This window comes from Roseicella aerolata, from assembly GCF_020523605.1.
Lineage (GTDB): Bacteria > Pseudomonadota > Alphaproteobacteria > Acetobacterales > Acetobacteraceae > Paracraurococcus > Paracraurococcus aerolatus.
Genome location: NZ_JAJAQI010000064.1, coordinates 1 through 21,225, shown reverse-complemented (window position 1 = coordinate 21,225; position 21,225 = coordinate 1). Strand labels below are relative to the sequence as shown.

Genomic DNA, 21,225 nt, shown 5'->3' with positions numbered 1-21,225 from the left:
CCCGCCGTGATCGCCCCCAGATAGGCCGCGAACCGCGCCTCGCCCGTCCTCGGCCGCCTTGTCTGCCTCTCTACCATCCCCCACATATAGGAAGACCGGAAAGCTTTGACACAGTAAGAATAGGGGCCGGACGCATGGTCAAGCTGGATGTCATCACCACCCGCGGCGGCGATGCGGGCGAGACCTCGCTCGGCGACGGGACGCGGGTGCGCAAGGACGCGCTGCGGATCGAGGCGATGGGCGCGGTGGACGAGGCCAATGCCGCGCTCGGCCTGCTGCGCGTGCAGACGGCGGGGGAGCCGGAGGTGGATGCGATGCTCGCGCGCATCCAGAACGACCTCTTCGACCTCGGCGCCGATCTTTGCGTGCCAGGGACGGGAGATGACCGGCTGCGGGTCACCACCGCGCAATGCCTGCGGCTGGAGGGCGAGATCGCCGCCATGAATGCCGAACTGCCGGCGCTGCGGAGCTTCGTGCTGCCCGGCGGCAGCCCGGCGGCGGCGGCGGCGCACCTGGCGCGGACGCTCGCGCGCCGGGCGGAGCGGGCGGTGGTGGCGCTGGCGGCAACGGAGGCGCTGAACCCGGAGGCGGTGCGCTACCTCAACCGGCTCTCGGACCACCTTTTCGTCCTCTCCCGCCGGCTGAACGGCAACGGCGCGGGCGACGTGGTCTGGGTGCCGGGCGGCGCCTGAGCATCGCCGCTATGCCGCCAGGGGGCGGGGCGGTATGGAGCGCGCCATGAGCGCCCCGTCTCCCGACCTGGTCTACGACATCGGCCTGCATCATGGCCTGGATACCGAGTACTACCTGCGCAAGGGCTTCCGTGTGGTGGCGCTTGAAGCACGGCCGGATTTCTGCGCCGCGGTCTCCACCCGCTTCGCGGCCGAGATCGAGGCGGGCCGGCTGACGGTGGTGCCCTGCGCGCTCACCCCGCGCGGGGGCGAGACCATCTCCTTCTGGGTCAACCCGGTGAAGGATGACTGGAACAGCGTGTACCGCGATTTCGCGGCCAAGGGCGGGCACGAGGTCACGGAGATCACCGTGCCGACCGTGACCCTCCCGGAGCTGTTCGACCGCTTCGGGGTGCCGCGCTACCTGAAATGCGACATCGAGGGGATGGACGAGGAATGCGCCCGGCAGCTGCTGGCGGATGGCCGGCGGCCGAATTTCGTCTCGATGGAGGCGTCCTCCTTCGACATCATCGCCTATCTCCGGGCCGCCGGCTACGACCGGGCCCAGCTGGTGAACCAGGCCTTCCACTGGGCCCACCCGCCGCCCCAGCCGGCGCGGGAGGGGAGCTACGCCGCGGTGCAGTTCACCGGGCACCATAGCGGGCTGTTCGGGCGGGAGCTGGACCCGGCGCGCTGGACCAGCTTCACCGAGGTGGCGGAGCGGTGGTTCGACTTCATGAGCCTCTCGCGCCGGGACGGGCTGCTGGCGCATGGATGGCTGGATATCCATGCGGCGCGGGGGGAAAGCCTCGCCTGAAGGGGCGGCTGACCGAAGGCGTCATGCCTGAATCATGGCAGGTTGACGCCTGTCCCGCCTCGAACGCCGACGGCTCTCCGGCTCTCCGGCTCTCCGGCTCTCCGGCTCTCCGGCTCTCCGGCTCTCCGGCTCTCCGGCTCTCCGGCTCTCCGGCTCTCCGGCTCTCCGGCTCTCCGGCTCTCCGGCTCTCCGGCTCTCCGGCTCTCCGGCTCTCCGGCTCTCCGGCCCTTGGCTGCGCGGCATCGGCCGCGGCGCGCCTTCGCCCGGCCCGCTTCGCGGGCCGCAGGTCGGGACGTCATACGCCACGCATCAGCCCCGCCCGGCCCCTGCCAGGATGACGCCGGCCCCGGCGAGGCACAGCATCGCCCCGGTCAGGTCCCAGGCATTCGGGGCCTGGCCCTCCACCGCCCAGAGCCAGGCGAGCGACGCCGCGATATACACCCCGCCATAGGCCGCGAAGGCCCGCCCCGCCGCATCCGCCTCCACCCAGGTCAGGGCGAGCGCGAAGAGCGCGAGGCAGAGCGCCCCCGGCAGCAGCCACCAGGCGCTCGCCCCCTGCCGCAGCACCGCCCAGGCGGCGAAGCAGCCGGCGATCTCCGCGAGCGCAGCGACGGCATAGGCCAGGGCGCTGGTCATCATCCCTGCCATGCCGCCACCGCGCCTCGCGCTACAGCGCGAAGCGCGTCCCCACCAGCACGCTGCGGCCCGGCGTGACGAAGCCGTTCACCGGCTCCCACCGGCTGTTGCCGAGGTTGCGGGCCTCGAGGAACACCGCCGCCTGCTCGAAGGCCTGCCAGCTCGCCGTCAGGTTCACCACCGTGCCGGCCGGATTGCTCTTCGCGAAGGGTACATTCGCCCCCGCATCGGTGTAGCTGGCGAAAGCGCCCTCCGGGCTGCGGCCGGTGAACAGCACGGTGGGCGCGATGACCAGCCTTGCCATCGGCGCGATGCGTGCGGTCAGGCTGACGACATGTTCCGGCCGCCGCGGCAGGCGCCGGTCGGTCGCCTCGTCGAAGGCCTCGGTGATGGTCCAGCTCGCCGTCGCCTCGAAGCGCGGGGAGGGGCGCAGCGTCAGCCCCAGCTCCGCGCCATGGATGCGGGCGCGGGCGACGTTGATATAGGTGGTGCTGTCGATGCCCGTGACGTTCACGATCTGGTCGCGCACGCGGCTCTGGAAAAAGGTCCAGCTCGCGGTCAGGAAGCGCGGCTGGCCGAAGGCCGCGAGGTCCGTGTCGCTGCCGATCTCCCAGCCGAAGCTGCGCTCCGGCTTCAGGTTCGGATTGCCGAAGGAGACGGGAAAGCCGCCGAAGGTGCCGATGCCGAAGCGTTCGAAGAGGGAGGGCGCGCGGAAGGCGGTGCCGGCGGCGAGGCGGAGCCGGGAATTCACCTCCGGCAGGGCCAGCGAGGCACCGAGTTTCCAGGTGGTCTCCCCTTCCACCCCGGTGAAGGAATCGTGCCGCAGGCCGCCCGAGAGGTCGAGCCGCTCCAGCAGCCGGTATTGCAGGCTGGCCCAGCCTGCCGTGCTGTGCTGCTGCGCCCGCAGGTTGCTGGCGAAGTCGCCGAAATCGGAGGGGAAGAGCTGTGTCGTCCGCGCCTCCTCCAGCGCATGGGTGATGCCGAAGCCGAGCGCGCCGTCGCTGAGCGGCCCGGCCCCGGGCAGCCGCACCGCATTCGCCCAGTCGAGCCCCGTGCGGGTGCCGCGGAAGCGGGAATCCTCGGTGGTGGAGAAGGGATCGTACTGGTCGGGGAAGTTGCTGTAGCGGCGCCGCTGCTCCGCGCTGAAGACGCGCAGGCCGGTGGTCCAGGCGCCGTCCAGCAGCCGCGTCTCGCCGCGGATCTGGCCGGCCCAGCGGCGGTCCTGGCCGCTGTAGTTCGGATCATCCTGCGGGACGCTGTCGAGGCCGAACTGGTTCTCCCGCCAGCGCAGCGTGCCCTCGATCCGCGTGCCCTCGATGGGCGTCCAGCCGAGCCGCGCGGTGGTCGTCGCGCCACGGAAGCCGTCGCGCTCCGGAATGTTGCCCTGCAGCCGCGGCGCCAGGGCGTTAAAGCCGCGCGTGGACTGCGAGAAGCCGGAGAGCAGGTAGTCGAAGGACCCGACCGTGCCGGTGGCCCCCAGGCCCCCGCGCAGCGAGTCCTGCGTGCCGCCGGCGATCTCGCCATAGGGCTGGAAGGCGCGGTCCGGCGGGGCGCGGCGGGTGATCAGGTTCACCACGCCACCGATGGCAGTGGAGCCGTAGAGCGAGGAGAGCGGGCCGCGCACCACCTCGATCCGCTCCACCTCGAAGAGCAGGTCCTGGCCGAAATCGAAGCCGCCGGCGGGCGCGGCGACGTCGTTCGCCGGCACGCCGTCGATCAGGACCAGCACATTCGCGCTGCCGGTCCCGCGGAGGAAGGCCGAGGTGAGCTGGCCGGGGCCGCCCTGCGGGGCGATGCGCAGGCCGGGCACCGCGGTCAGCGCCTCGGCCAGGGTCTGGTAGCCGCGCTCCTCGATCTCCCGGCGGGTGATGACGGTGGTGGCGGCCGGCACCCGCTCCTGCGGCGTGGGCAGGCGCGTCGCGGTGACGACGGTATCGGGGATGGCGGTCTGGGCGAGGGCGGGGGCGGACAGGGCGGCAAGGCCGCCTGCCAGGGCGAGACTGGTGATGCGTCGCATGGTGGTTCCCCTGCGGCGTGGACGGACCAGCCCCGGCCGGTGATCCGGCCGGGACGACGGACGTCGTTCCCGCAGACGGCAAGGCCCCGCAGACGCGGGGCCCCATGATCCGGTGCGCCGGTGCACCCCGCCCGGCACGCGCGAGACAACTCTGCGCCGGCCGGTCTCCTGGCTCGCGGTGGGGAGTCCGGCTGTCCCGGACCTCCGCGGCCCTGCCGCCTTCTCGCGCCCCCTGGGACAAGCCCTCGGGCGCAATGGCATCTGGCAGGGCCTCACCGCCTACAGTTGCGGGGGCAGCCGCGGCCTCGCCGGGCGAGGCCCGGCATCGCGCGTTCCCGTTTCAGCCCTTGCGGGCCACCGGCGCATGCCCGGGTGGTAGCAGCCGCCCAAGGGGCTGGCCAGGGGTTGCGCCCCCATCCTGCATCGCCATCGGGCAAGCCCGGCCCGGATGACAGCCCGGGCGGCCCCCTGTCCGATCGCGCGATGATGGGGTGCCGGCCGGGCGACGCCTAGCGACCCCCGGTGCCGCGGCCCCGGGTGGGCCGGATCGGCTTCGGCGTCGCCTGGCTGGCCGGGATCAGAAGATCCAGCCCAGCGCCTTGATGCCGATCCAGGCGATGGCGCCCAGCACGAAGCTGGCGAAGGCGCAGCCGGCAAGCGTCAGCGCGACCCCCCAGGCGGTGACGCGGTTGTCGTGCTCCACCAGGCCGAGCGCCATGACGATGTTGCCGAAGGCGGGCGGGCCGTTGGTGCCCGGCCCCGGCAGGATCAGCATGAGCGCGACATAGGCGGTCAGCCAGCCGAACAGCCGGTCGCCGGCGGCGGAGGTGAAGAAGCCCGGCCGCGGCTTCACATAGTGTTCCACCTTGCGGAGCCAGGAGGAGGAGGCGCCGGCGAGGCGGAGCAGGTCCTCCCGCCGGATGCTCTGGCGGGCGATGAAGACGGGCAGCTTCGGGACCCGCCGGCCCATGCCCATCTGGATGCCGAGGATGAGCACCGGCAGGCCGAAGACCGAGGCCATGCCGGGCAGCAGCGAGGGCAGCAGCAGCAGCAGGATCAGCAGGCCGAAGGCACGGTCCCCGAAGGCTTCCGCCATGTCGCCGAGGGTGATGCGCTCGCCCGGGAAACGTGCGGCGACTTCCGCCACGATGCGGGAGATCGGCGCGCCCGCCTCTTCATGCGCGTGCGTGCGATCGGCCACCGTGATCGGCGCCTCCAGATTACCGTCCATTCCCGGTCTCAGACCCTTCGTCCCAGAGCGCGCCCTGCCGCCGCGAGGCCCTTCTTTCCGGATCCGTCACGGCGGCCGCATCCTAGGCGGAACCGGTCCTGCATGCATCGGGAATTCGCGCGACCCGCCGGAGATGGGGGCTGCCCCGGGCTCGATCAACCGCCGGTGAAGACCGGCTTGCGCTTCTCCATGAAGGCGCGCCGGCCCTCGCGGTAATCCGCGCTGTCGAAACAGGCCGACATGGCGGCGCGCACCGCCCCCATGTCGCGGTCCGCCGGGTCCTTCAGCACCGCCTTGACCGTCTGCTTGTTGGTGGTCAGCGACAGCGGCGCATTGGCGGCGAGCGTCGCGGTCAGCTTCGCGACCGTCGCCTCGAGTTCCGCGGCGGGGACGACCTTGTTCACGAGGCCGATCCGTTCCGCTTCCCTCGCGTCGAAGCGGTCGCCGGTCATCAGGATCATATGGGCATGCGCGGGCCCGACCAGATCGACCAGCGCGCGCACCATGTCGAAGCCGTAGGCGATGCCGAGCTTCGCCGCCGGGATGCCGAATTGGCTGTCATCGGAGGCGATGCGGATGTCGGTGGACATGGCGATGCCGAGGCCGCCGCCCATGCAGAAGCCGCGGATCTGCGCGATGACCGGCTTGCGGTAGGCAGAAAGTTTGGCGCGGCCGGCGCTGGTGAGCTTGTCGTATTCCTGCTGCGCGTCGGCGTTCTGGCGGTTCTTCTCGAACTGGCTGATATCGGCGCCGCTGACGAAGGCCTTGTCGCCCGCGCCCTGCAGGACGACGCAGCGGACGCCCGGATCCTCGGCGAAGAGGTCGAGCGCGGCGCCCATCCCCTCCCACATGTTCACCGACATGGCGTTGCGCTTCTCCGGCTGGTTGAACACCACCCGGCCGACGCCGTCCTGGATGCTGGCGAGGATCTTGCCCTCTGCGAATTCCATTAGCCTGGATTCCTTCTGGGTCATGCCCCGCCCCCCTTGGCTCCCCCCAGGGCCCCCTTGGCCCTGAGATCTGCGATCTCCTCCTCGGAAAGCCCGGCTTCCGCGAGAAGCTCGGCGCCGTGCTCCCCAAGCTCCGGCACGTCCCGGTAGACGCCGGTCTCCAGCCCCTCGATGTTCAGCGGGCTGGCGACGACGCGGATGTCGCCGCGCGTCCGGTGGCGCATCGGCATCGCCATCTCCAGGTGCTGCACCTGGGGGTCGTCGAAGACGTCCTTGATGTCGTTCACCGGGCCGCAGGGGATGCCGGCTTCCTCCAGCCGCTCGATCCACCATTCGGAGGGCTTCGTCCGCGTCACCTCGGCGATGGTGGCGTTGACGCGGGCGCGGTCCTTGCTGCGGCCCTGCAGCGTCTTCCACTCCTCCACCTCCAGCCAGTCCTCGCGGCCCGCGGCCTTGCAGAAATTGGCCCAGAGCTTGGGGGAGGAGGCCGCGATGTTGATCGGCTTGTCCGCGGTGGGGAAGACACCCATCGGGATGTTCACGGGGTGGTCGTTGCCCGCCTGTCCCGCGACCTCGCCATCCATCAGGTACCGGCTGGCCTGGAAGTCCAGCATGAAGACCTGGGCCTCCAGCAGGCTGGTATGGACATAGCCGCCCCGGCCCGTCCGCTCCCGGTCATAGAGCTTCATCATGATCCCGAGCGCGAGCAGGTTGCCCGCGGTCAGGTCGTTGATCGGGATGCCGACCCGCATCGGGCCACGCCCCGGCTCCCCGGTGATGGACATCAGGCCGCCCATGCCCTGGGCGATCTGGTCGACGCCGCCGCGCTTCGAATAGGGGCCGGTCTGGCCGAAGCCGGAGATCGAGGCGTAGATCAGCCGCGGGTTGAGTTCCTTCAGGTCGTCATAGGCGATCTTCAGGCGGTGCTTCACCTGCATCCGCATGTTCTCGACCAGGATGTCCGCGGTCGAGGCCAACTTCAGGAAGGCCGCGTGCCCGTCCGGATGCTTCAGGTCGAGCGCGATGGCGCGCTTGTTGCGGTGCAGGTTGACCGAATCGAAGCCGTCGCGCGGGCCGCCGAGCCCGTCCGTGCTGTTCGGCGGCTCCACCCGGATGATGTCGGCGCCCCAATCGGCCAGGTGGCGGACGCAGGTTGGGCCGGCGCGGGCCAGCGTCAGGTCCAGCACGCGGAGACCGGCCAGCGGCAGGCGGGTCTCACTCCTCAACTTCGGATCGATAGGGCTCTCGGGCATCGCTTCCTCCCCGGATGCGCCCGACACTAGGGGAGGGCGGGCGGGGTGGCCAGACGGGGAGGGCTGGAGGCGGCACCGATCAGCGCCGGATCAGCGGCCCCCGCCTCGGGAAGCCGCGGCGGTGTCGGGAACGGTCCGGCCATGGCCGGCCCCGGGGATGACCGGCCCGGGGGGGGGCACGCCGGGCCCGGCCGCGCTACAGCCGCTCCCAGAGCTCGTTCTCCTCCTCCAGCCGGCTGTATTCGGTGCCGCAGAAATCGCCGCGGGAGACGATGCCGACCAGGCGGTCGCCCTCCACCACGGGCACGTGGCGGAAGCCGCCGTCCCGCATCAGACGCAGCGCCTCGATCGCCCGGCGATCGGGCGGCATGCATTCCGGATTCTCGGTCATCACCTCGCGCAGCCGGGTCTTCTTCGGGTCCCGGCCCTCGGCCAGCATGCGGCAGATCGCATCCCGCCCGGTGAAGATGCCGAGCAGCCGGCCCCCCGCATCGGTCACCAGCACGGCGCCGATCCGGTGGTTGCGCATCTCCTGGCAGGCCTGCTGGACCGTCGCCTCGGGCGGCAGGGCGATGGGTTGCCGCCGGGTGATGATCTCATCCATATGCCGGTTGATCATGGCCGCCTGCCTCCCTTCGCAACCATCCCGGGACGGTCGGGGCCAGCATCGGCAGGGCTCCGGCCGGCGGCCTTGATCCGTCGCAACACGCGGGGCGCATTCTCGCTCGCCGGCGCCGGATGCCTGTTCACGTTGCCGCATGGCGGTCGCGCCGCATCGGGCCATGCCGGGCCTTTGGCGCCACCCGCGGATCCGGCAGGGCGCCGATCAACCGCAATCCACCATGAGGGGCATACCAGTGGCCCCGATCCCCCGCCCTTGCAGCGCGGCCGCCGGGCCGCGCCGAGGCCGCCTCCGCGGCCTGCCGCAAGCGCGGCGCTCCTTGCCCGGATGCGTGACCGCATCCGGGCCGTCGGCATCAGGCCGCCAGCGCCAGGATCTCCTTCACCTGCGCCGGCCCGGCGATCCTGCGCGGGTTGCGTGGCACCCAGGGGGTCGCCATCGCCGCCTCGGCGATCCGGTCGAACTGCTCCGGCCCGATCTTCACCGCCGAGAGGCTGCGCGGCATGCCGAGCCCGGCGATGAAGGCATCCAGCAGGTCGCCCGCCTGTTTCCCCGGCTCTCCCATCGCCGCCGCCACCAGCGCCTGCCGGCCGGCATCGGCCTCGCGGTTCCAGCGCATGACGGCAGGCAGCATGATGCAGGAGGTATGGCCGTGCGGGATGTCGAAGACCGCGCCGAGCACATAGCCGATGCCATGGCTCGCCCCCATCGGCACGCCGGTCGCCAGCGGCGCCATGGAGAGCCAGGCGCCAAGCTGGCAATCCAGCCTTGCCTCGAGGTCCGCCGGATCGGCCTTCACCCGCTTCAGCCCCTCCACCAGCAGGGCGAGCCCGCGCAGGGCCTGGGCATCGGCGAAGGCATGCGCCTCGGGCGAGCAGATGCCCTCCACGCAGTGATCCACGGCCCGGATGCCGGTCGAGAGGAAGAGCCATTCCGGCGTATGGCGGGTGATGGCGGGGTCGAGCACGACCGCAGCGGGGATGATGCGGGGGTGGCGGAACATCTCCTTCACCCGCGTCCGCTCATTCGTCACGCCGGCGAAGGCGCTGAACTCCCCGGCCGACAGCGTGGTCGGCACGGCGATCTGCCGCACGGCGGGTGCGTGACAGGGGGGCGGCGCCATGGCGCCGTCCGCGCCCTTCACCGGCAGCAGTGCCTCCATCGCCTCCGCGCTGCGGATGTCATTGGCCAGGCAGAGCTGCACCAGCTTGGCGCCATCGGTGATGGAGCCGCCGCCGACCGTCACGATCAGGTCCGCGCCCGCCTCGCGCGCCATCGCCGTCGCCGCGATCACCGCCTGGCGCGGCGTATGGGCCGGCATGCGGTCGAAGACCGCGGCGACCTTGTTGCCGAGAGCGGCGCGGATGCGCGCGATCTCGCCGGTCTGCCGGTGCAGCGTGCCGCTGACCATCAGGAAGACCCGCTCCGCCCCGGCGCGGGTGGCGAGCTCGGCCACCGCCTCCGCGGCGGGGCGGCCGAAGACCACCTCCTCCATGGCGGTGAAGACAACGCGGCCCTGTTGCGTCATGGCCTTTCCCTCCCTGCTTCTGCCTTGCCGTCACTATAGGCCGAAGCGGGACGAGGGCGAGGTCAGGCCGGGGCGGCGGCGCCGAGCCGTGCATGCCCCTCCGGGCACAGGTCGCGCAGCACGCAGTCGCCGCAGGCCGGGTTGCGGAAGAAGCAGCGGCGCTGGCCGTGCCGCATCAGCACCTGGTGGTGGTCGTAGAAGTGCTGCGCGTCCCAGTCCCCCGGCAGCAGCGTCGCCAGCACGGCATGGGCGGGGCCGACGGCCAGGCCCTGCGGGATGAGGCCAAGCCGCGCCGCGACCCGATGATGGTGGCTGTCCACCGGCAGGGCCCGCCGCCGCAGGGCGCTGAAGGAGAGCACGGCCGCCGCCGTCTTCGGCCCGACGCCGGGCAGCGCCGCCAGCCAGGCGGCGGCCTCGGCATCCGGCAGCGCCGCGAGGTGGGAGAGGTCGAGCCCGCCCCGCTGCTCCGTGATGGCGCGCAGCGTGCGCTGCAGCGCCGGCGCCTTGGCCTCCGGCCAGGTGACGCCGGCGATCGCCCGCTCCACCGCCGCGACCGGCGCGTCCCGCACCGCCGCCCAGCCCGGGAAGGCAGAGCGCAGGGCGGCGAAGGCGCGGGCGCTGTCGCGGTTCTTCGTGCGGTGCGAGAGCAGGGAGGAGACCAGCTCGTCCAGCGGGTCGAGAGCCTGGAAGTAGCCGATTGGGCAGCCGTATTCGGCGCAGAGCCGCCGATGCGCCTCCAGCGCCAGGGCGCGTTTCGCGGCATCGGCCGCGGGCGGCAGGCGCTGCGTGCGGCGAGCCGGGGCCCGGCGTTGCGCTTCGGGCTGCGGGAGGGGCAGGGGGACGGCCGGTGCGGGCATGGCGCCTTCAACGGCCGCTCCGGACGGGGGTTCGGGCCGGCGCTCCCCGGCCGTCCCGGCCCCGCCGCTAGGCCCGAGGCGGCGCGCCTCCCGGGCGCGACCGGTCCCGGCCGGCCCCGTTTCCCCCGCACCCGCACGGGCCGCGATGCCGTCATCCCGGGTGAAGGCCGGTGCGGCATGCCGCGCGCTGCGGTATCCGATCGGGGATGGAGCCCGTCGACCTCGCCCTCTGCCTTGCCGTCGATGTCTCGGCCAGCGTCGACTATGACGAGTTCGGCCTGATGATCGGCGGCTATGCCGCGGCCTTCCGCGATCCGGGCCTTGCCGCCCTCTGCGCCGGCGGGCCGCGCGGGGCGATCGCGGTCGGCATGCTCTTCTGGTCCGGCGCCTGGCCTTCCATGCGGCCGGCCGCCGGCCTGCCGGAAGTCGCCGTGCCCTGGTTCAGGGTGGACGGGCCGGAAGCCGCGACGGCGCTGGCGGATGCGATCGAGTCCGCGCCCCGCCGGCCGCCGCCCGGCGCGACCGCGCTGGGGGAGGGAATGGCATCCGGCCTGGCCCTGCTCGCCCGCTGCCCCGCGCCGGCGACGCGGCTCGTCCTGGATGTCTCGGGCGACGGGCGGCACAACCAGGGCCGGGCGCCGGCGCCGGTGCGTGACATCGGCGTCGCCGCCGGCGTGATGATCAACGGGCTCGCCGTGCTGAACGAGGAGCCGGACCTGCTCGAGCACTACCGGGAGGAGGTGATCGGCGGCCCGGGCAGCTTCGCCATGGCCTGCCCGGACTACGCCGCCTTCGCCGAGGCGATACGGGAAAAGCTGGCGCGCGAGATCGGCGGGCTTCTCCTCTCCCATGCGGATCGGCTATCCCCCTTTCCTCCCTGACAGGTGCCGATTTCATGCTGCTGCTGATACCGGGCCCGGTGCAGACCAGGCCCGAGACGCGCGCCGCCATGGCGCAGGACATCGCCCCCTGGGACCTCGATTTCCGCGCCGTCTACGCCGCGATCCGGGAACGGGTGCGGGCCATCGCCGGCGGGCGGGAAGGGGAGCACGCCACCCTGCCGCTGCAGGGCTGCGGCCATTTCATCATGGAAGCCGCCATCCGCACCTTCGTGCCGCCCGGCGGCAAGCTGCTGATCCCGCAGAACGGCGCCTATGCCGACCGCGCGGTGCGGCTGGCGGGCGAGGCGGGACGGCAGGTGGTGGCGCTGCCGGGGCCGGACACGCGGCCCGTGACGGCCGAGGAGATCGCGGCGGCGCTGGCGGCCGACCCGGCGATTTCACACGTCGCGATGATCCACAACGAGACCGGCAGCGGCATCGTCAACGACCCGGCGGTGATCGGCCCGGCGGTGCGGGCGGCGGGGCGGCGGCTGATCCTCGATTCGGTCTCGGCTTTCGGCGCGCTGCCCTTCTCGCTGGCCGACCACCCCGAGGTGGATGTGGTGGTCTTCACCAGCGGCAAGTGCCTGGAAGGCCTGCCCGGCATCGGCTTCGCGGTGGCGCGGATCGACCGGGTGGAGGCATCGGCGGGCAATGCCGGCTCCTGGTCCTTCGACCTCTCGGATGTCTACCAGCATGCGCTGAAGGCAGGCTGGGGCAGCTTCCGCTTCACACCGGCGGTGCAGGCGCTGGCGGCCTTCAATGTCGCGCTCGATTTGTATGAGCAGGAGGGCGGGCAGCCCGCGCGCCACGCGCGCTACCGGGAGAATGCGCGGGTCTTCCATGAGGGGGTGCAGGCGCTCGGCCTGACACCCTATCTGGAGTGGCGGCACCAGGGGCCGGTGATCGTCACCGTGCACCAGCCGGCCGATCCCAATTTCGCGCTGCAGCCCTTCGTCGATGCGCTGAAGCGCCGCGGCGTGCTGATCAGCAACTTCTGGAACACCAAGGTGCCGACCTTCCGTGTCGGCTGCATCGGCGCGGTGACGCCGGAGGATATGCGCGGCGCGCTCGCGGCGATGGGCGAGGCGCTGGAGGAGCTGGGGGTGCGGCGGCGCGCGCCCGCCTGATCCCCGTCCCCAAACGCGAACGGCCCGGCCACCTCGCGGCGGCCGGGCCGATGCCTCCGGCGGGCGCGGCCGCGCCGCGCCCGCCCTTGTGGATCAGAAGCGGTAGCGGACGCTCGCCCCGACCACCCAGGGATCGAGGTTCACGCGGGCATTCACCAGGCCCGAATTCACGCTCGCATCCGGTCGCAGCAGGATCTTCTTGGCGTCGAGGTTGACCAGCCAGTTCGGCGCGACCTCGTAGTCCACGCCGGCGACCATGGCGAAGGCCGGCGTGCTGTCGATGCGCACGCGGTTCACCGGCGCCGTCTTGTCGCCGCCATAGCCATAGAAGAAGGTCCAGTTCAGGCCCGCGCCGACATAGGGGCTGATCCGCGAGTTGGGCAGCGGGTGGTACTGCAGGGTCAGGGTCGGCGGCAGCACCCAGACGCGGCCGAGATTGACGTCGCCGAGCGCCGAGCCCTTGAGCGTCAGGTCGTGCCGCGAGGTCGCGGCGATCAGGTTGACCGCGACGTTCGGCGTGAAGAAGTAGGTGAAGTCGAGCTGCGGCGTCACGGCATTGTCGGCCTCGACCTTGCCGCCGATCAGGCTGGTGGAGCCGCCGACATTCTGCGGCAGCACGCCGATGGCGCCGAGACCGATGACGAAGTCACCCGCCTTCTTGCCACGCAGCTCCTGCGCGGCCGCGCCGGTGCTCACCGCGGCAGCCAGCGCCAGGGCGCCAGCCAGCATCCCAAAGGTCTTCATAGTGCTCAGTTCCGTTCCAGACGGCGGGTTCCGCCGGGGACGGATTAGGCGCGCAACGGTCGCCGAACCTTGATGCGGATCAAGTTGCCGCAGAAACCAAATTGCGGGCGTGGCACAGTGTGGCTTCCGCGCAACATCATGGGGCCGGACCCTACAGCGGATTGCAGGGCAGAATCATGCTGCGGGGCGCTCACGTCCCTCCGCGATCTGCTCTAGCCCTTCCGCTTCTTCTCCTTTTTCGCCGCCTTGCCGGTCCGGTGCCCGGCCGCCTCCAGCGCTTCCAGCCGCCCAGGCAGGGCGGCCCGGATCTCCGGCCGCCGCTCCTTGTCCTTCTTCCAGTGCTTCTTGTCCTTCCGCGTCATGCCGCAACCGAGGCACCAGCCGGTGGCCTCGTCGAAGCGGCAGACATCGATGCAGGGGGTGGCCATGCCGGCCAGACGCGGCCGGGCGCGCGATGGTTGCACGCATGGCTTGCTCCCCGTCCCTCGGGACGATAAGCGCCAGCAGCCCCGCCGGGAGGATTGCCGATGGCCACCGACCTCGAGATCGCGCGCGCCGCGACCCTGCAGCCGATCACCGCCATCGCCGAGAAGGCGGGCATCCCGGAGGAGGCGCTGGTTCCCTTCGGCCGCCACAAGGCGAAGATCGATCTCGGCTTCCTGCGCGCCCAGGCGGAGAAGCCCCGCGGCAAGCTGGTGCTGGTCACCGGCATCAACCCGACCGCGGCCGGGGAGGGCAAGACCACCACCACCATCGGCCTCGCGGATGCGCTGAACGCCATTGGCACCCGGACCATGATCTGCCTGCGGGAGCCCTCGCTCGGCCCCTGCTTCGGGGTCAAGGGCGGCGCGACGGGCGGCGGCCATGCCCAGGTGGCGCCGATGGAGGACATCAACCTCCATTTCACCGGCGACTTCCACGCCATCACCAGCGCCAACAACCTGCTCTCGGCGATGATCGACAACCACCTCTACTGGGGGAATGGTCTCGGCCTCGATCCGCGCCGCGTCACCTGGCGGCGCGCCATGGACATGAATGACCGCAACCTGCGGAACATGGTGCTCGGCCTCGGTGGCGCCGCCCAGGGCATGCCGCGGGAGGACGGGTTCGACATCACGGTGGCGAGCGAGGTGATGGCGATCCTCTGCCTCGCCCGCGACCTGGCGGACCTGCAGGAACGGCTCGGCCGCATCATCGTCGGCCAGACGCGGGACGGGCAGAGCATCACGGCGCGCGACCTGAAGGCGGACGGCGCCATGGCCGCGCTGCTGCGCGACGCGCTCTCGCCCAACCTCGTGCAGACGCTGGAAGGCTCGCCCGCCCTGGTCCATGGCGGGCCCTTCGCCAATATCGCGCATGGCTGCAACAGCGTCATGGCGACGACGCTCGGCCTGTCGCTGGCCGATGTGGTGGTGACCGAGGCCGGATTCGGCGCCGATCTCGGCGCCGAGAAATTCCTCGACATCAAGTGCCCGAGCGCGGGGCTCTCCCCCGACCTGGCCGTTGTGGTGGCGACCGTCCGCGCGCTGAAGATGCATGGCGGCGTCGCCAAGGCGGCGCTGGGGACGGAGGATGTCGCGGCGGTCGAGCGCGGCGTGGTGAACCTGGTGCGCCATGTCGAGAACATGCGGAAATTCGGGCTGCCGGTCGTTGTCGCCCTGAACAAGTTCACCACCGATACGGCGGGCGAGATCGATGCGGTGCGGCACGCCATGGCGCGCATCGGCGCCGAGGCCTTCCTCTGCACCCATTGGGGCGACGGCGCCGCGGGCGCGACCGAACTCGCGCGCGCGGTGCGCAAGCTGCTGGACGAGGGGCACGCGAAATTCCGCCCGCTCTATGATTCGGCGCTGCCCCTGGCGGACAAGCTGCGCACCATCGCGCGCGAGATCTACCACGCCGCCGAGGTGCAGATCCCGCCCGCCATCGCCGCCCGCCTCAAGCGCTTCGAGGAAATGGGCTTCGGCCATGTGCCGGTCTGCGTGGCCAAGACGCCCTACAGCTTCAGCGCCGACCCGGCGCGACTCGGCGCGCCGGAGGGGCATGTGCTGCCGGTGCGGGAGGTGCGGCTCTCGGCCGGTGCCGGCTTCGTCGTTGCGGTCTGTGGCGACATCATGACCATGCCTGGCCTGCCGCGCCGCCCTGCGGCCGAGACGATTGGCCTCGACGCCGAAGGTCGAATCGAAGGCCTTTTCTGAGGTAGTCGCGCGGGGGAGATTCTGCACGCTCTGCGTGTGCCGTGCCGGCCGTTCCGCGCGATGCGATGGTGCCGCGGCATGCCGTCCGCGCAGCTTGCGGGGAGCCGTGTGCGCAACCATCGCTGAGCCATGAACGGCCCACGCAAGCGTGCATCCCGGGCCCCGGCGTCACACGCAAGGGTGTGCCGGCGGCAACCCAACCGGGCGCGGGCTTCGGATAGTGTCGCGCCCGACGAGATTGCAGCGCGGAAGGGGCCACCGGTTTCGAATGGAAGAGGACAGGGCGCCCGGGGCGGACGCCTTCGCGACCGCAGTTGCTGCCGAGATCCCGCGGCTGCGACGCTTCGCGCGCGTGCTGGTGAAGCACGGCGATGCCGCCGACGACCTTGTGCAGGAGACGCTGATGCGCGCCATCGCGGCGCGCACGCAGTTCCAGGAAGGGACGAATCTCCGCGCCTGGCTGTTCACCATCCTGCGCCATGCGCGGGCCGCCGCGGCGCGCCGTGCCGCGCGCAGCCCCTTTCTGTCGCCCGACACCATGCCGGAGGCCGCGATCTCCGGCGGGCAGGAGGAGCGGCAGGCCATGCGCGACGTGATCGCGGCCTTCTGCCGCCTGCCGCCGATCCACCGCGAAGCGCTCTGGGTCGTGGTGGTGGAAGGGCTCGATTACGCCGAGGCGGCGCGGGTGCTGGGCGTGCCGGCTGGCACGCTGCGCTCACGCCTCTCCCGCGCGCGGGAGGCGCTGCGCCGCGGCGTGGGGCTGGAACCGCGGGCGGGCCAGGAGACGGAGGGGGAGGAGGCATAGGCCGGCCGCGCCGGCAGCGGAGATGCCCGCCGGGGCGACTCGGCCGGTGCGGGCGTCAGCCCGGTGGCAGGCGCAGCAGCCGCAGGAAGCGTTCGGGTACCGGCTCGCTCAGCACCGCGGCATGCATCTGCTCGAGATGGCCGCGCAGCCAGGAATCGAATGCCGCCGCATCCAGGGGCGGGGCCTCCGCGTCGCGCAGCCGTGGGGCGAGCGTCGCGCTTTGCATATCGGACCCAATGCCGGGGCGCTCCGCCGGTTCCGTCGGCTCGGGCGCGGCGCCGGCCGACTCATCGGGCCCCTGCGTCTGGCTCGGCCTGGTCATGCGGCGGATGGGCTCCCAGGCTGGCCACGACGGCGAGCCTGAACGCAAAAGTAGATAAAATATGGTTTACACGCAAGTGTAGGTTTCCAGGGCGCGCGCCCTCGGGCGATTGCGCCCCCACCTCCCTCCGCGCAGAGTGCCGCCATGCCACAAGCGGATTCCACCGTTCTGCTGCGTGAGGCCGCGGCGCTGCATGCCCGCGGTGCCCTGGCCGAGGCCGAGAGGCTCTATCGCCAGCTTCTCAGGCGCCAGCCGAACGACCCCAATGCCCATAACCTGTTGGGCGTGCTGGCCCGGCAGCGCGGGGACGCCGCAGGCGCCCTGCGTCATACCGAGCGCGCCCTGGCCGCGGCGCCGGAGGAGCCGGTCTTTCTGGCCAATCGCGGCGCCGCCCTGGCCGAGGCCGGCCGGCTGCCGGAGGCGGTGCTCGCCTTCCGCGCCGCCTTGGCACGCCGGCCGGAGGACCCGATCACGCTGCGCAATCTCGGCCAGGCGCTCTGCGGCCTGGGGGATGCGGCGGCGGCGCTGGCGCCGCTGGAACAGGCCACCGCCTTGCTGCCGGAGGCCCCGGAGCCCCGCCTGGCGCTCGCCCATGCCCGGCGGGAGGCAGGGGATGCGGCCGGCGCGGCGGAGGCGGCTGCCGCCGCCCTGGCCCGCGCCGGCGCGCAGCCCGCGCTCGCCGAGCAGGCGCGCTTCCTGCTGGCCGCGCTCGGGGCGGCACCGGCGCCCGACCGCGCCCCGGCCGCCTATGTGCGCGACCTGTTCGACCAGTTCGCCCCACGCTTCGAGGCGGAACTGACCGGGCGCCTCGACTACCGCACCCCGGCTCTGCTGGCGGCGCTGCTCGGGCGGGCCGGCCTGCCACAGGCCCGGACGCTCCGCGTGCTCGATCTCGGCTGCGGCACCGGGCTCTCGGGCGCGGCCCTCGCCCCCTTCGCGCGGCGGATGGAAGGGCTCGACCTCTCGCCGCGCATGCTGGCCGAGGCGCGCAAACGCGGTCTCTATCACGCGCTGCATGAGGCGGATCTGCTGGACTGGCTGCCCCGCCAGCCCGCTGCCTTCGACCTGATCGCCGCGGCGGATGTGCTGAACTATCTCGGCGATCTGGCGCCCGCGCTGGCCGCCATCGCCGGCGCGCTGGTCCCGGGCGGCATCGCCGCCTTCTCGGTGGAGGTGGGTGAGGGCGCGCCCTTCGCGCTGGGCGAGGCCATGCGCTACCGGCACGATCCGGCGCATGTCGGGCAGGTCGCGCAGGCGGCAGGTCTGGCGCCGATGGCGCGGCAGGATGCCGTGCTGCGGACCGAAAAGGGGGCGCCGGTGCAGGGGGCGCTTTTCGTGCTGCGGAAGCCCAAGGGGGCGCTGCCTGCCCGTTGAGCGCCTTTGGCGTGCAACCCCCGCCGGGGCCAAGGGGCGGCCCCCGATCCCGCCCCGGATCCGGCTCAGCCCTCGATGATGGTGGCCTGGGCCAGCAGGCGGCGCACCTTCTCGCTTTCGGTCGCGCCGGACTCGACCGCGGCGACCGCCTTCGCCTCCATGGCCCGCACCGCATCGAGCGCCTGCAGCACCGCCTCGGCACGCTCGATCGGCACCACCACCACACCATCCTCGTCGCCCACGACGATGTCGCCGCTCCGCACCGGGATGCCGCCGCAGACGATCGGCGCGCCGACCTCGCCCGGGCCGTTGGTGGCGGGAGAGGTGGGCACGATGCCGGCGGCGAAGCTCGGCAGGCCCGTTGCGACGATGCCTGCCTTGTCGCGCGCCAGGCCATCCGTGACGAAGGCCGCGACGCCCTTGTTGCGCATCATGCCGATGACGAGGTCGCCGACCACCGCGGTGGTTCGGTAGCCGTCATTGGCGACGACGATGACATCGCCCGGCTTCGCTTCCCCGAGCGCGCCCATCACGCCGACCACATCGGCCGGGTAGGCGAAGGCGGTCAGCGCCGGCCCGACAAAGGCGGCCCGCGCGGGATCGAGCGGCTTGATCCGCCAGTCCATCGCCCCGCGCCCATCCATCGCATCCACCAGATGCGAGGTCTGCGCGCCCCGGAAGCGTTCCAGCAGCGCGGGGTCGGGGCGGCGGTGGCCACGGTGGATCCGCAGCAGGGGCGGGTTGTCGAGCATGGCGCGTCCTCCGGTCGGGTTGCCGGGACTGTCGCCCGGCACCGGGGAGCGGGCAAGCGGGCCTTACTCCGCGTAGATCATCTTCCGGGTCATCCCGCCATCGGTGACGAACTCCGCCCCGGTAACGAAGCCGCTCTCCGGCCCGCAGAGCCAGGCGACCAGCGCGGCCACATCCTCCGGCCGGCCAACCCGACCCGCCGGGTGCTGCGCATGGTCCTCGGGCCGCAGCGCCTCCCCCCTGGTGTCGATCCAGCCCGGGCTGATGCAGTTCACCCGCACCGCCGGCCCCAGGCTGATCGCCAGCGCATGCGTCAGCGCAAGCAGACCGCCCTTGGAGGCGCTGTAGCTCTCGGTATCCGCTTCCGACTGGTGGGCGCGGGTGGAGGCGATGGTGACCACCGCGCCGGAGGCCGCGCGCAGCATCCCCTCCGCCGCGCGGACCAGCAGGAAGGTGCTGGTCAGGTTGGTGCCGAGCACGCCGTTCCACTCCGCCAGCGTCAGGTCGCGGATCGGCTTCCGGACCATATATCCGGCGTTGCAGACCAGCGCATCCAGCCGCCCCTCGGCTGCCAGGATGCCCTCGACGAGGCCGGTCACCGCCGCCTCGTCCGAGACATCCGCCTGCACGCAGCGGGCCGGATGGGCGGGCCGCGCCAGGTCGCGGTCGGCGATCACCACCCGCCAGCCATCGGCGGCGAAACGCGCCGCCACCGCCGCGCCGATGCCGCGCGCCCCGCCCGTCACCAGTGCCACCCGCGCCCCGTCCATGCCCATCCCCTCCGGCCTGTCGCGGCCGGGGTTTCCAGCCGCGCCGGGGCCTGTAGCATGGCCCGACCGAGGGAGAGCGACCCAGAATGGCTACACCATTGTTGTTCACGCCAATGGAATTGCGCGGCGTGACGCTGAAGAACCGCGTCGTCGTCGCGCCCATGCACCAGTACGCGGCGGTCCGCGGCTTCGCGACCGACTGGCACCTGATGAATGCCGGCCGCTATGCCGCGGGCGGCGCCGGCTTCGTCATGATGGAGAGCACCAAGGTCGAGCGCCGCGGCTGCGGCACCCTGGGCGATCTCGGCCTGTGGGAGGATGCGCATATCCCCGGCCTGCGCCGCTGCGTGGAGTTCATCCGCACCCATGGCGCGGTGCCCGGCATCCAGCTCGGCCATTCCGGGCGCAAGGCGCGCCGCTTCCGCCCCTGGGAGGGCGGTGCGCCGCTGCCGCGGGAGGCGGTGGTGGAGGCGCTGGGCGAAAGCGAGTGGGAGGCCTGGGAGCTGGTCGCCCCCTCCGCCCTCAATTCGCCCGAGAGCGATCCCATTCCCCGCGCGCTCTCCCGCGCCGAGATCCCGGAACTGATCGAGCGCTGGGGGCAGGCGGCGCGGCGCGCGCATGAGGCGGGGTTCGAGATCCTCGAGATCCATGGCGCGCATGGCTATCTCGTGCATGAATTCCTCTCGCCCTTCTCCAACCGCCGCAACGACGAATACGGCGGCAGCGACCTGAACCGCATGCGCTTCGCGATCGAGGTGGTGGAGAGCGTCCGCGCCCATTGGCCGGCGGAGAAGCCGCTTTTCCTCCGCCTCTCGGTCGAGGACGATGTCGGCTGGGGGCCGGCGCAGAGCGTGGAACTGGCGAAGCTGGTGAAGCCGAAGGGCGTGGATGTGATCGACTGCTCCTCGGGCGGCATGTCCGGCGCGCCGGTGGTCTCGGCGGGACCGATCTCCTATGGCTACCAGGTGCCTTATGCCGAGCGCATCCGGCGCGAGGCGGAGATCATGACCATGGCGGTCGGGCTGATCGTGCATGCCGACCATGCCGAGAGCATCCTGCAGGAAGGCAGGGCCGACCTGATCGCCCTGGCGCGGGAACTGCTCTACAACCCGAACTGGCCGATGGATGCCGCGCAGAAGCTGGGCGTCGATCCGAAATTCGCGCTGGTGCCGCCGCCCCAGGCCTATTGGCTGGAGAAGCGGGCGCGGCAGGTGAAATCCATGGTGCCGAGCACCTATCGCCATCACCTGGACGCCTGAAGCCGGGCCGCTGCCGGCTCGGGCGGGCGTTGGCCTGGCGGGCAGCAGGAACAGGGCGGCGGGCCCGAGCGCGGCGGCGATCGGCGCGGCCGGGACGATGCGCCCGCGCAGGTGGCGGACGGCAAGAGTGCCCCGCCGGCCGTCACGCTACAGCGGATTGCGTTCAAGACTGAATGCCAATCCGCTATAGACCACTGTCTGTAGAGCAGATTCACGCTGCGGGGCGTTCACGCCCTCCGCGATCTGCTCTAGCAGGCTGCTGAAATTCATTGTGGTGATGCCGCCTGCGTGATTCCCTACCCCCGGCAGCGAGCGGGGTGAGGATGCGTGGCAGTGATGCGGTGGTTGGGTCGCTGTTCAGCTACGTGGATTTGGAACAACGGGTCCGGGCCGACCATCCGCTGCGGGTG

General features: G+C 72.0%; 21 protein-coding genes and 1 riboswitch. Of the genes, 8 read left to right on the top strand and 13 right to left on the bottom strand.

Translation table 11 applies throughout. From position 1 onward, the window contains the following. Positions 1–134 precede the first annotated feature (134 nt). Both LHA35_RS25535 and LHA35_RS25530 read left to right on the top strand, forming a co-directional pair. Positions 135–692, top strand: coding sequence for a cob(I)yrinic acid a,c-diamide adenosyltransferase (locus tag LHA35_RS25535; RefSeq protein WP_226613777.1), 558 nt, complete (start codon positions 135–137; stop codon positions 690–692). A gap of 46 nt (positions 693–738) precedes the next feature. Beyond that, positions 739–1,488, top strand: coding sequence for an FkbM family methyltransferase (locus tag LHA35_RS25530; protein WP_226613775.1), 750 nt, complete (start codon positions 739–741; stop codon positions 1,486–1,488). 309 nt (positions 1,489–1,797) lie between these two features. On the opposite strand, the gene LHA35_RS25525 is transcribed toward LHA35_RS25530, so the two are convergent. The 8 genes from LHA35_RS25525 to LHA35_RS25490 all read right to left on the bottom strand — a co-directional run bounded on the left by LHA35_RS25525 (position 1,798) and on the right by LHA35_RS25490 (position 10,582). Further along, positions 1,798–2,127: a YnfA family protein gene (locus tag LHA35_RS25525; protein ID WP_226613779.1), complete on the bottom strand. Its 330-nt coding sequence runs from the start codon at positions 2,125–2,127 to the stop codon at positions 1,798–1,800. 28 nt (positions 2,128–2,155) lie between these two features. Then, complete coding sequence (locus LHA35_RS25520) at positions 2,156–4,141, bottom strand: TonB-dependent receptor plug domain-containing protein (protein WP_226613774.1); 1,986 nt, start codon at positions 4,139–4,141, stop codon at positions 2,156–2,158. A 141-nt stretch (positions 4,142–4,282) separates the two neighbouring features. Continuing rightward, a riboswitch (cobalamin riboswitch) is annotated at positions 4,283–4,518 on the bottom strand. A gap of 200 nt (positions 4,519–4,718) precedes the next feature. Continuing rightward, positions 4,719–5,372: an exopolysaccharide biosynthesis protein gene (locus LHA35_RS25515; RefSeq protein ID WP_226613772.1), complete on the bottom strand. Its 654-nt coding sequence runs from the start codon at positions 5,370–5,372 to the stop codon at positions 4,719–4,721. A gap of 155 nt (positions 5,373–5,527) precedes the next feature. Next, on the bottom strand, positions 5,528–6,322 hold the full coding sequence (locus tag LHA35_RS25510; protein WP_226613770.1) for an enoyl-CoA hydratase: 795 nt from the start codon (positions 6,320–6,322) through the stop codon (positions 5,528–5,530). 20 nt (positions 6,323–6,342) lie between these two features. Next, on the bottom strand, positions 6,343–7,575 hold the full coding sequence (locus LHA35_RS25505) for a CaiB/BaiF CoA transferase family protein (protein WP_226613768.1): 1,233 nt from the start codon (positions 7,573–7,575) through the stop codon (positions 6,343–6,345). Between the two features lie 196 nt (positions 7,576–7,771). Then, positions 7,772–8,194 carry a CBS domain-containing protein gene (locus tag LHA35_RS25500; protein ID WP_226613767.1) on the bottom strand — a complete coding sequence of 141 codons (423 nt, stop codon included), beginning with the start codon at positions 8,192–8,194 and terminating at the stop codon, positions 7,772–7,774. Positions 8,195–8,552: 358 nt separating this feature from the next. Further along, on the bottom strand, positions 8,553–9,725 hold the full coding sequence (locus LHA35_RS25495; RefSeq protein WP_226613765.1) for an iron-containing alcohol dehydrogenase: 1,173 nt from the start codon (positions 9,723–9,725) through the stop codon (positions 8,553–8,555). 62 nt (positions 9,726–9,787) lie between these two features. Continuing rightward, positions 9,788–10,582, bottom strand: coding sequence for an endonuclease III domain-containing protein (locus LHA35_RS25490; RefSeq protein WP_226613763.1), 795 nt, complete (start codon positions 10,580–10,582; stop codon positions 9,788–9,790). Positions 10,583–10,788: 206 nt separating this feature from the next. On the opposite strand from LHA35_RS25490, the gene LHA35_RS25485 reads away from it, so the two are divergent. Continuing rightward, positions 10,789–11,463 (top strand): DUF1194 domain-containing protein, encoded by a 675-nt coding sequence (locus tag LHA35_RS25485; protein ID WP_226613761.1) that lies wholly within the window; start codon positions 10,789–10,791, stop codon positions 11,461–11,463. Positions 11,464–11,477: 14 nt separating this feature from the next. Further along, the gene (locus LHA35_RS25480) at positions 11,478–12,593 is read left to right on the top strand and encodes a 2-aminoethylphosphonate--pyruvate transaminase (protein ID WP_226613758.1); all 1,116 of its coding nucleotides are present in this window, start codon (positions 11,478–11,480) and stop codon (positions 12,591–12,593) included. A 93-nt stretch (positions 12,594–12,686) separates the two neighbouring features. Here the strand turns inward: LHA35_RS25480 and LHA35_RS25475 are convergent, their stop codons facing one another. Both LHA35_RS25475 and LHA35_RS25470 read right to left on the bottom strand, forming a co-directional pair. After that, a complete protein-coding gene (locus tag LHA35_RS25475) occupies positions 12,687–13,337 on the bottom strand; it encodes an OmpW/AlkL family protein (RefSeq protein WP_226613756.1) in 651 nt (216 codons plus the stop codon). A gap of 212 nt (positions 13,338–13,549) precedes the next feature. Beyond that, entirely contained in the window at positions 13,550–13,765 is a 216-nt protein-coding gene (locus tag LHA35_RS25470) for a DUF1289 domain-containing protein (protein WP_226613755.1), read from the bottom strand. 99 nt (positions 13,766–13,864) lie between these two features. On the opposite strand from LHA35_RS25470, the gene LHA35_RS25465 reads away from it, so the two are divergent. Further along, entirely contained in the window at positions 13,865–15,535 is a 1,671-nt protein-coding gene (locus LHA35_RS25465) for a formate--tetrahydrofolate ligase (protein ID WP_226613753.1), read from the top strand. 268 nt (positions 15,536–15,803) lie between these two features. Next, a complete protein-coding gene (locus LHA35_RS25460; protein WP_226613752.1) occupies positions 15,804–16,340 on the top strand; it encodes a sigma-70 family RNA polymerase sigma factor in 537 nt (178 codons plus the stop codon). A gap of 55 nt (positions 16,341–16,395) precedes the next feature. Here the strand turns inward: LHA35_RS25460 and LHA35_RS25455 are convergent, their stop codons facing one another. Continuing rightward, positions 16,396–16,662 carry a hypothetical protein gene (locus LHA35_RS25455; protein ID WP_226613750.1) on the bottom strand — a complete coding sequence of 89 codons (267 nt, stop codon included), beginning with the start codon at positions 16,660–16,662 and terminating at the stop codon, positions 16,396–16,398. Between the two features lie 144 nt (positions 16,663–16,806). Here LHA35_RS25455 and LHA35_RS25450 point away from each other — a divergent pair, with 144 nt between their 5' ends. Further along, positions 16,807–18,036: a methyltransferase domain-containing protein gene (locus tag LHA35_RS25450; protein ID WP_226613749.1), complete on the top strand. Its 1,230-nt coding sequence runs from the start codon at positions 16,807–16,809 to the stop codon at positions 18,034–18,036. A 65-nt stretch (positions 18,037–18,101) separates the two neighbouring features. Here LHA35_RS25450 and LHA35_RS25445 read toward each other — a convergent pair whose 3' ends face one another. Both LHA35_RS25445 and LHA35_RS25440 read right to left on the bottom strand, forming a co-directional pair. Beyond that, complete coding sequence (locus LHA35_RS25445) at positions 18,102–18,788, bottom strand: RraA family protein (protein WP_226613747.1); 687 nt, start codon at positions 18,786–18,788, stop codon at positions 18,102–18,104. A 63-nt stretch (positions 18,789–18,851) separates the two neighbouring features. Further along, a complete protein-coding gene (locus LHA35_RS25440) occupies positions 18,852–19,556 on the bottom strand; it encodes an SDR family oxidoreductase (RefSeq protein WP_226613746.1) in 705 nt (234 codons plus the stop codon). An 86-nt stretch (positions 19,557–19,642) separates the two neighbouring features. On the opposite strand from LHA35_RS25440, the gene LHA35_RS25435 reads away from it, so the two are divergent. Next, complete coding sequence (locus LHA35_RS25435) at positions 19,643–20,815, top strand: NADH:flavin oxidoreductase/NADH oxidase (RefSeq protein WP_226613744.1); 1,173 nt, start codon at positions 19,643–19,645, stop codon at positions 20,813–20,815. Positions 20,816–21,225: the final 410 nt, after the last annotated feature.

Bases quoted from the DNA above. Each gene is read 5' to 3' on its own strand.
- LHA35_RS25535 (WP_226613777.1), top strand. From the start codon at position 135: ATGGTCAAGCTGGATGTCATCACCACCCGCGGCGGCGATGCGGGCGAG.
- LHA35_RS25530 (WP_226613775.1), top strand. From the start codon at position 739: ATGAGCGCCCCGTCTCCCGACCTGGTCTACGACATCGGCCTGCATCAT.
- LHA35_RS25525 (WP_226613779.1), bottom strand. From the start codon at position 2,127: ATGATGACCAGCGCCCTGGCCTATGCCGTCGCTGCGCTCGCGGAGATC.
- LHA35_RS25520 (WP_226613774.1), bottom strand. From the start codon at position 4,141: ATGCGACGCATCACCAGTCTCGCCCTGGCAGGCGGCCTTGCCGCCCTG.
- LHA35_RS25515 (WP_226613772.1), bottom strand. From the start codon at position 5,372: ATGGACGGTAATCTGGAGGCGCCGATCACGGTGGCCGATCGCACGCAC.
- LHA35_RS25510 (WP_226613770.1), bottom strand. From the start codon at position 6,322: ATGGAATTCGCAGAGGGCAAGATCCTCGCCAGCATCCAGGACGGCGTC.
- LHA35_RS25505 (WP_226613768.1), bottom strand. From the start codon at position 7,575: ATGCCCGAGAGCCCTATCGATCCGAAGTTGAGGAGTGAGACCCGCCTG.
- LHA35_RS25500 (WP_226613767.1), bottom strand. From the start codon at position 8,194: ATGATCAACCGGCATATGGATGAGATCATCACCCGGCGGCAACCCATC.
- LHA35_RS25495 (WP_226613765.1), bottom strand. From the start codon at position 9,725: ATGACGCAACAGGGCCGCGTTGTCTTCACCGCCATGGAGGAGGTGGTC.
- LHA35_RS25490 (WP_226613763.1), bottom strand. From the start codon at position 10,582: ATGCCCGCACCGGCCGTCCCCCTGCCCCTCCCGCAGCCCGAAGCGCAA.
- LHA35_RS25485 (WP_226613761.1), top strand. From the start codon at position 10,789: ATGGAGCCCGTCGACCTCGCCCTCTGCCTTGCCGTCGATGTCTCGGCC.
- LHA35_RS25480 (WP_226613758.1), top strand. From the start codon at position 11,478: ATGCTGCTGCTGATACCGGGCCCGGTGCAGACCAGGCCCGAGACGCGC.
- LHA35_RS25475 (WP_226613756.1), bottom strand. From the start codon at position 13,337: ATGAAGACCTTTGGGATGCTGGCTGGCGCCCTGGCGCTGGCTGCCGCG.
- LHA35_RS25470 (WP_226613755.1), bottom strand. From the start codon at position 13,765: ATGGCCACCCCCTGCATCGATGTCTGCCGCTTCGACGAGGCCACCGGC.
- LHA35_RS25465 (WP_226613753.1), top strand. From the start codon at position 13,865: ATGGCCACCGACCTCGAGATCGCGCGCGCCGCGACCCTGCAGCCGATC.
- LHA35_RS25460 (WP_226613752.1), top strand. From the start codon at position 15,804: ATGGAAGAGGACAGGGCGCCCGGGGCGGACGCCTTCGCGACCGCAGTT.
- LHA35_RS25455 (WP_226613750.1), bottom strand. From the start codon at position 16,662: ATGACCAGGCCGAGCCAGACGCAGGGGCCCGATGAGTCGGCCGGCGCC.
- LHA35_RS25450 (WP_226613749.1), top strand. From the start codon at position 16,807: ATGCCACAAGCGGATTCCACCGTTCTGCTGCGTGAGGCCGCGGCGCTG.
- LHA35_RS25445 (WP_226613747.1), bottom strand. From the start codon at position 18,788: ATGCTCGACAACCCGCCCCTGCTGCGGATCCACCGTGGCCACCGCCGC.
- LHA35_RS25440 (WP_226613746.1), bottom strand. From the start codon at position 19,556: ATGGACGGGGCGCGGGTGGCACTGGTGACGGGCGGGGCGCGCGGCATC.
- LHA35_RS25435 (WP_226613744.1), top strand. From the start codon at position 19,643: ATGGCTACACCATTGTTGTTCACGCCAATGGAATTGCGCGGCGTGACG.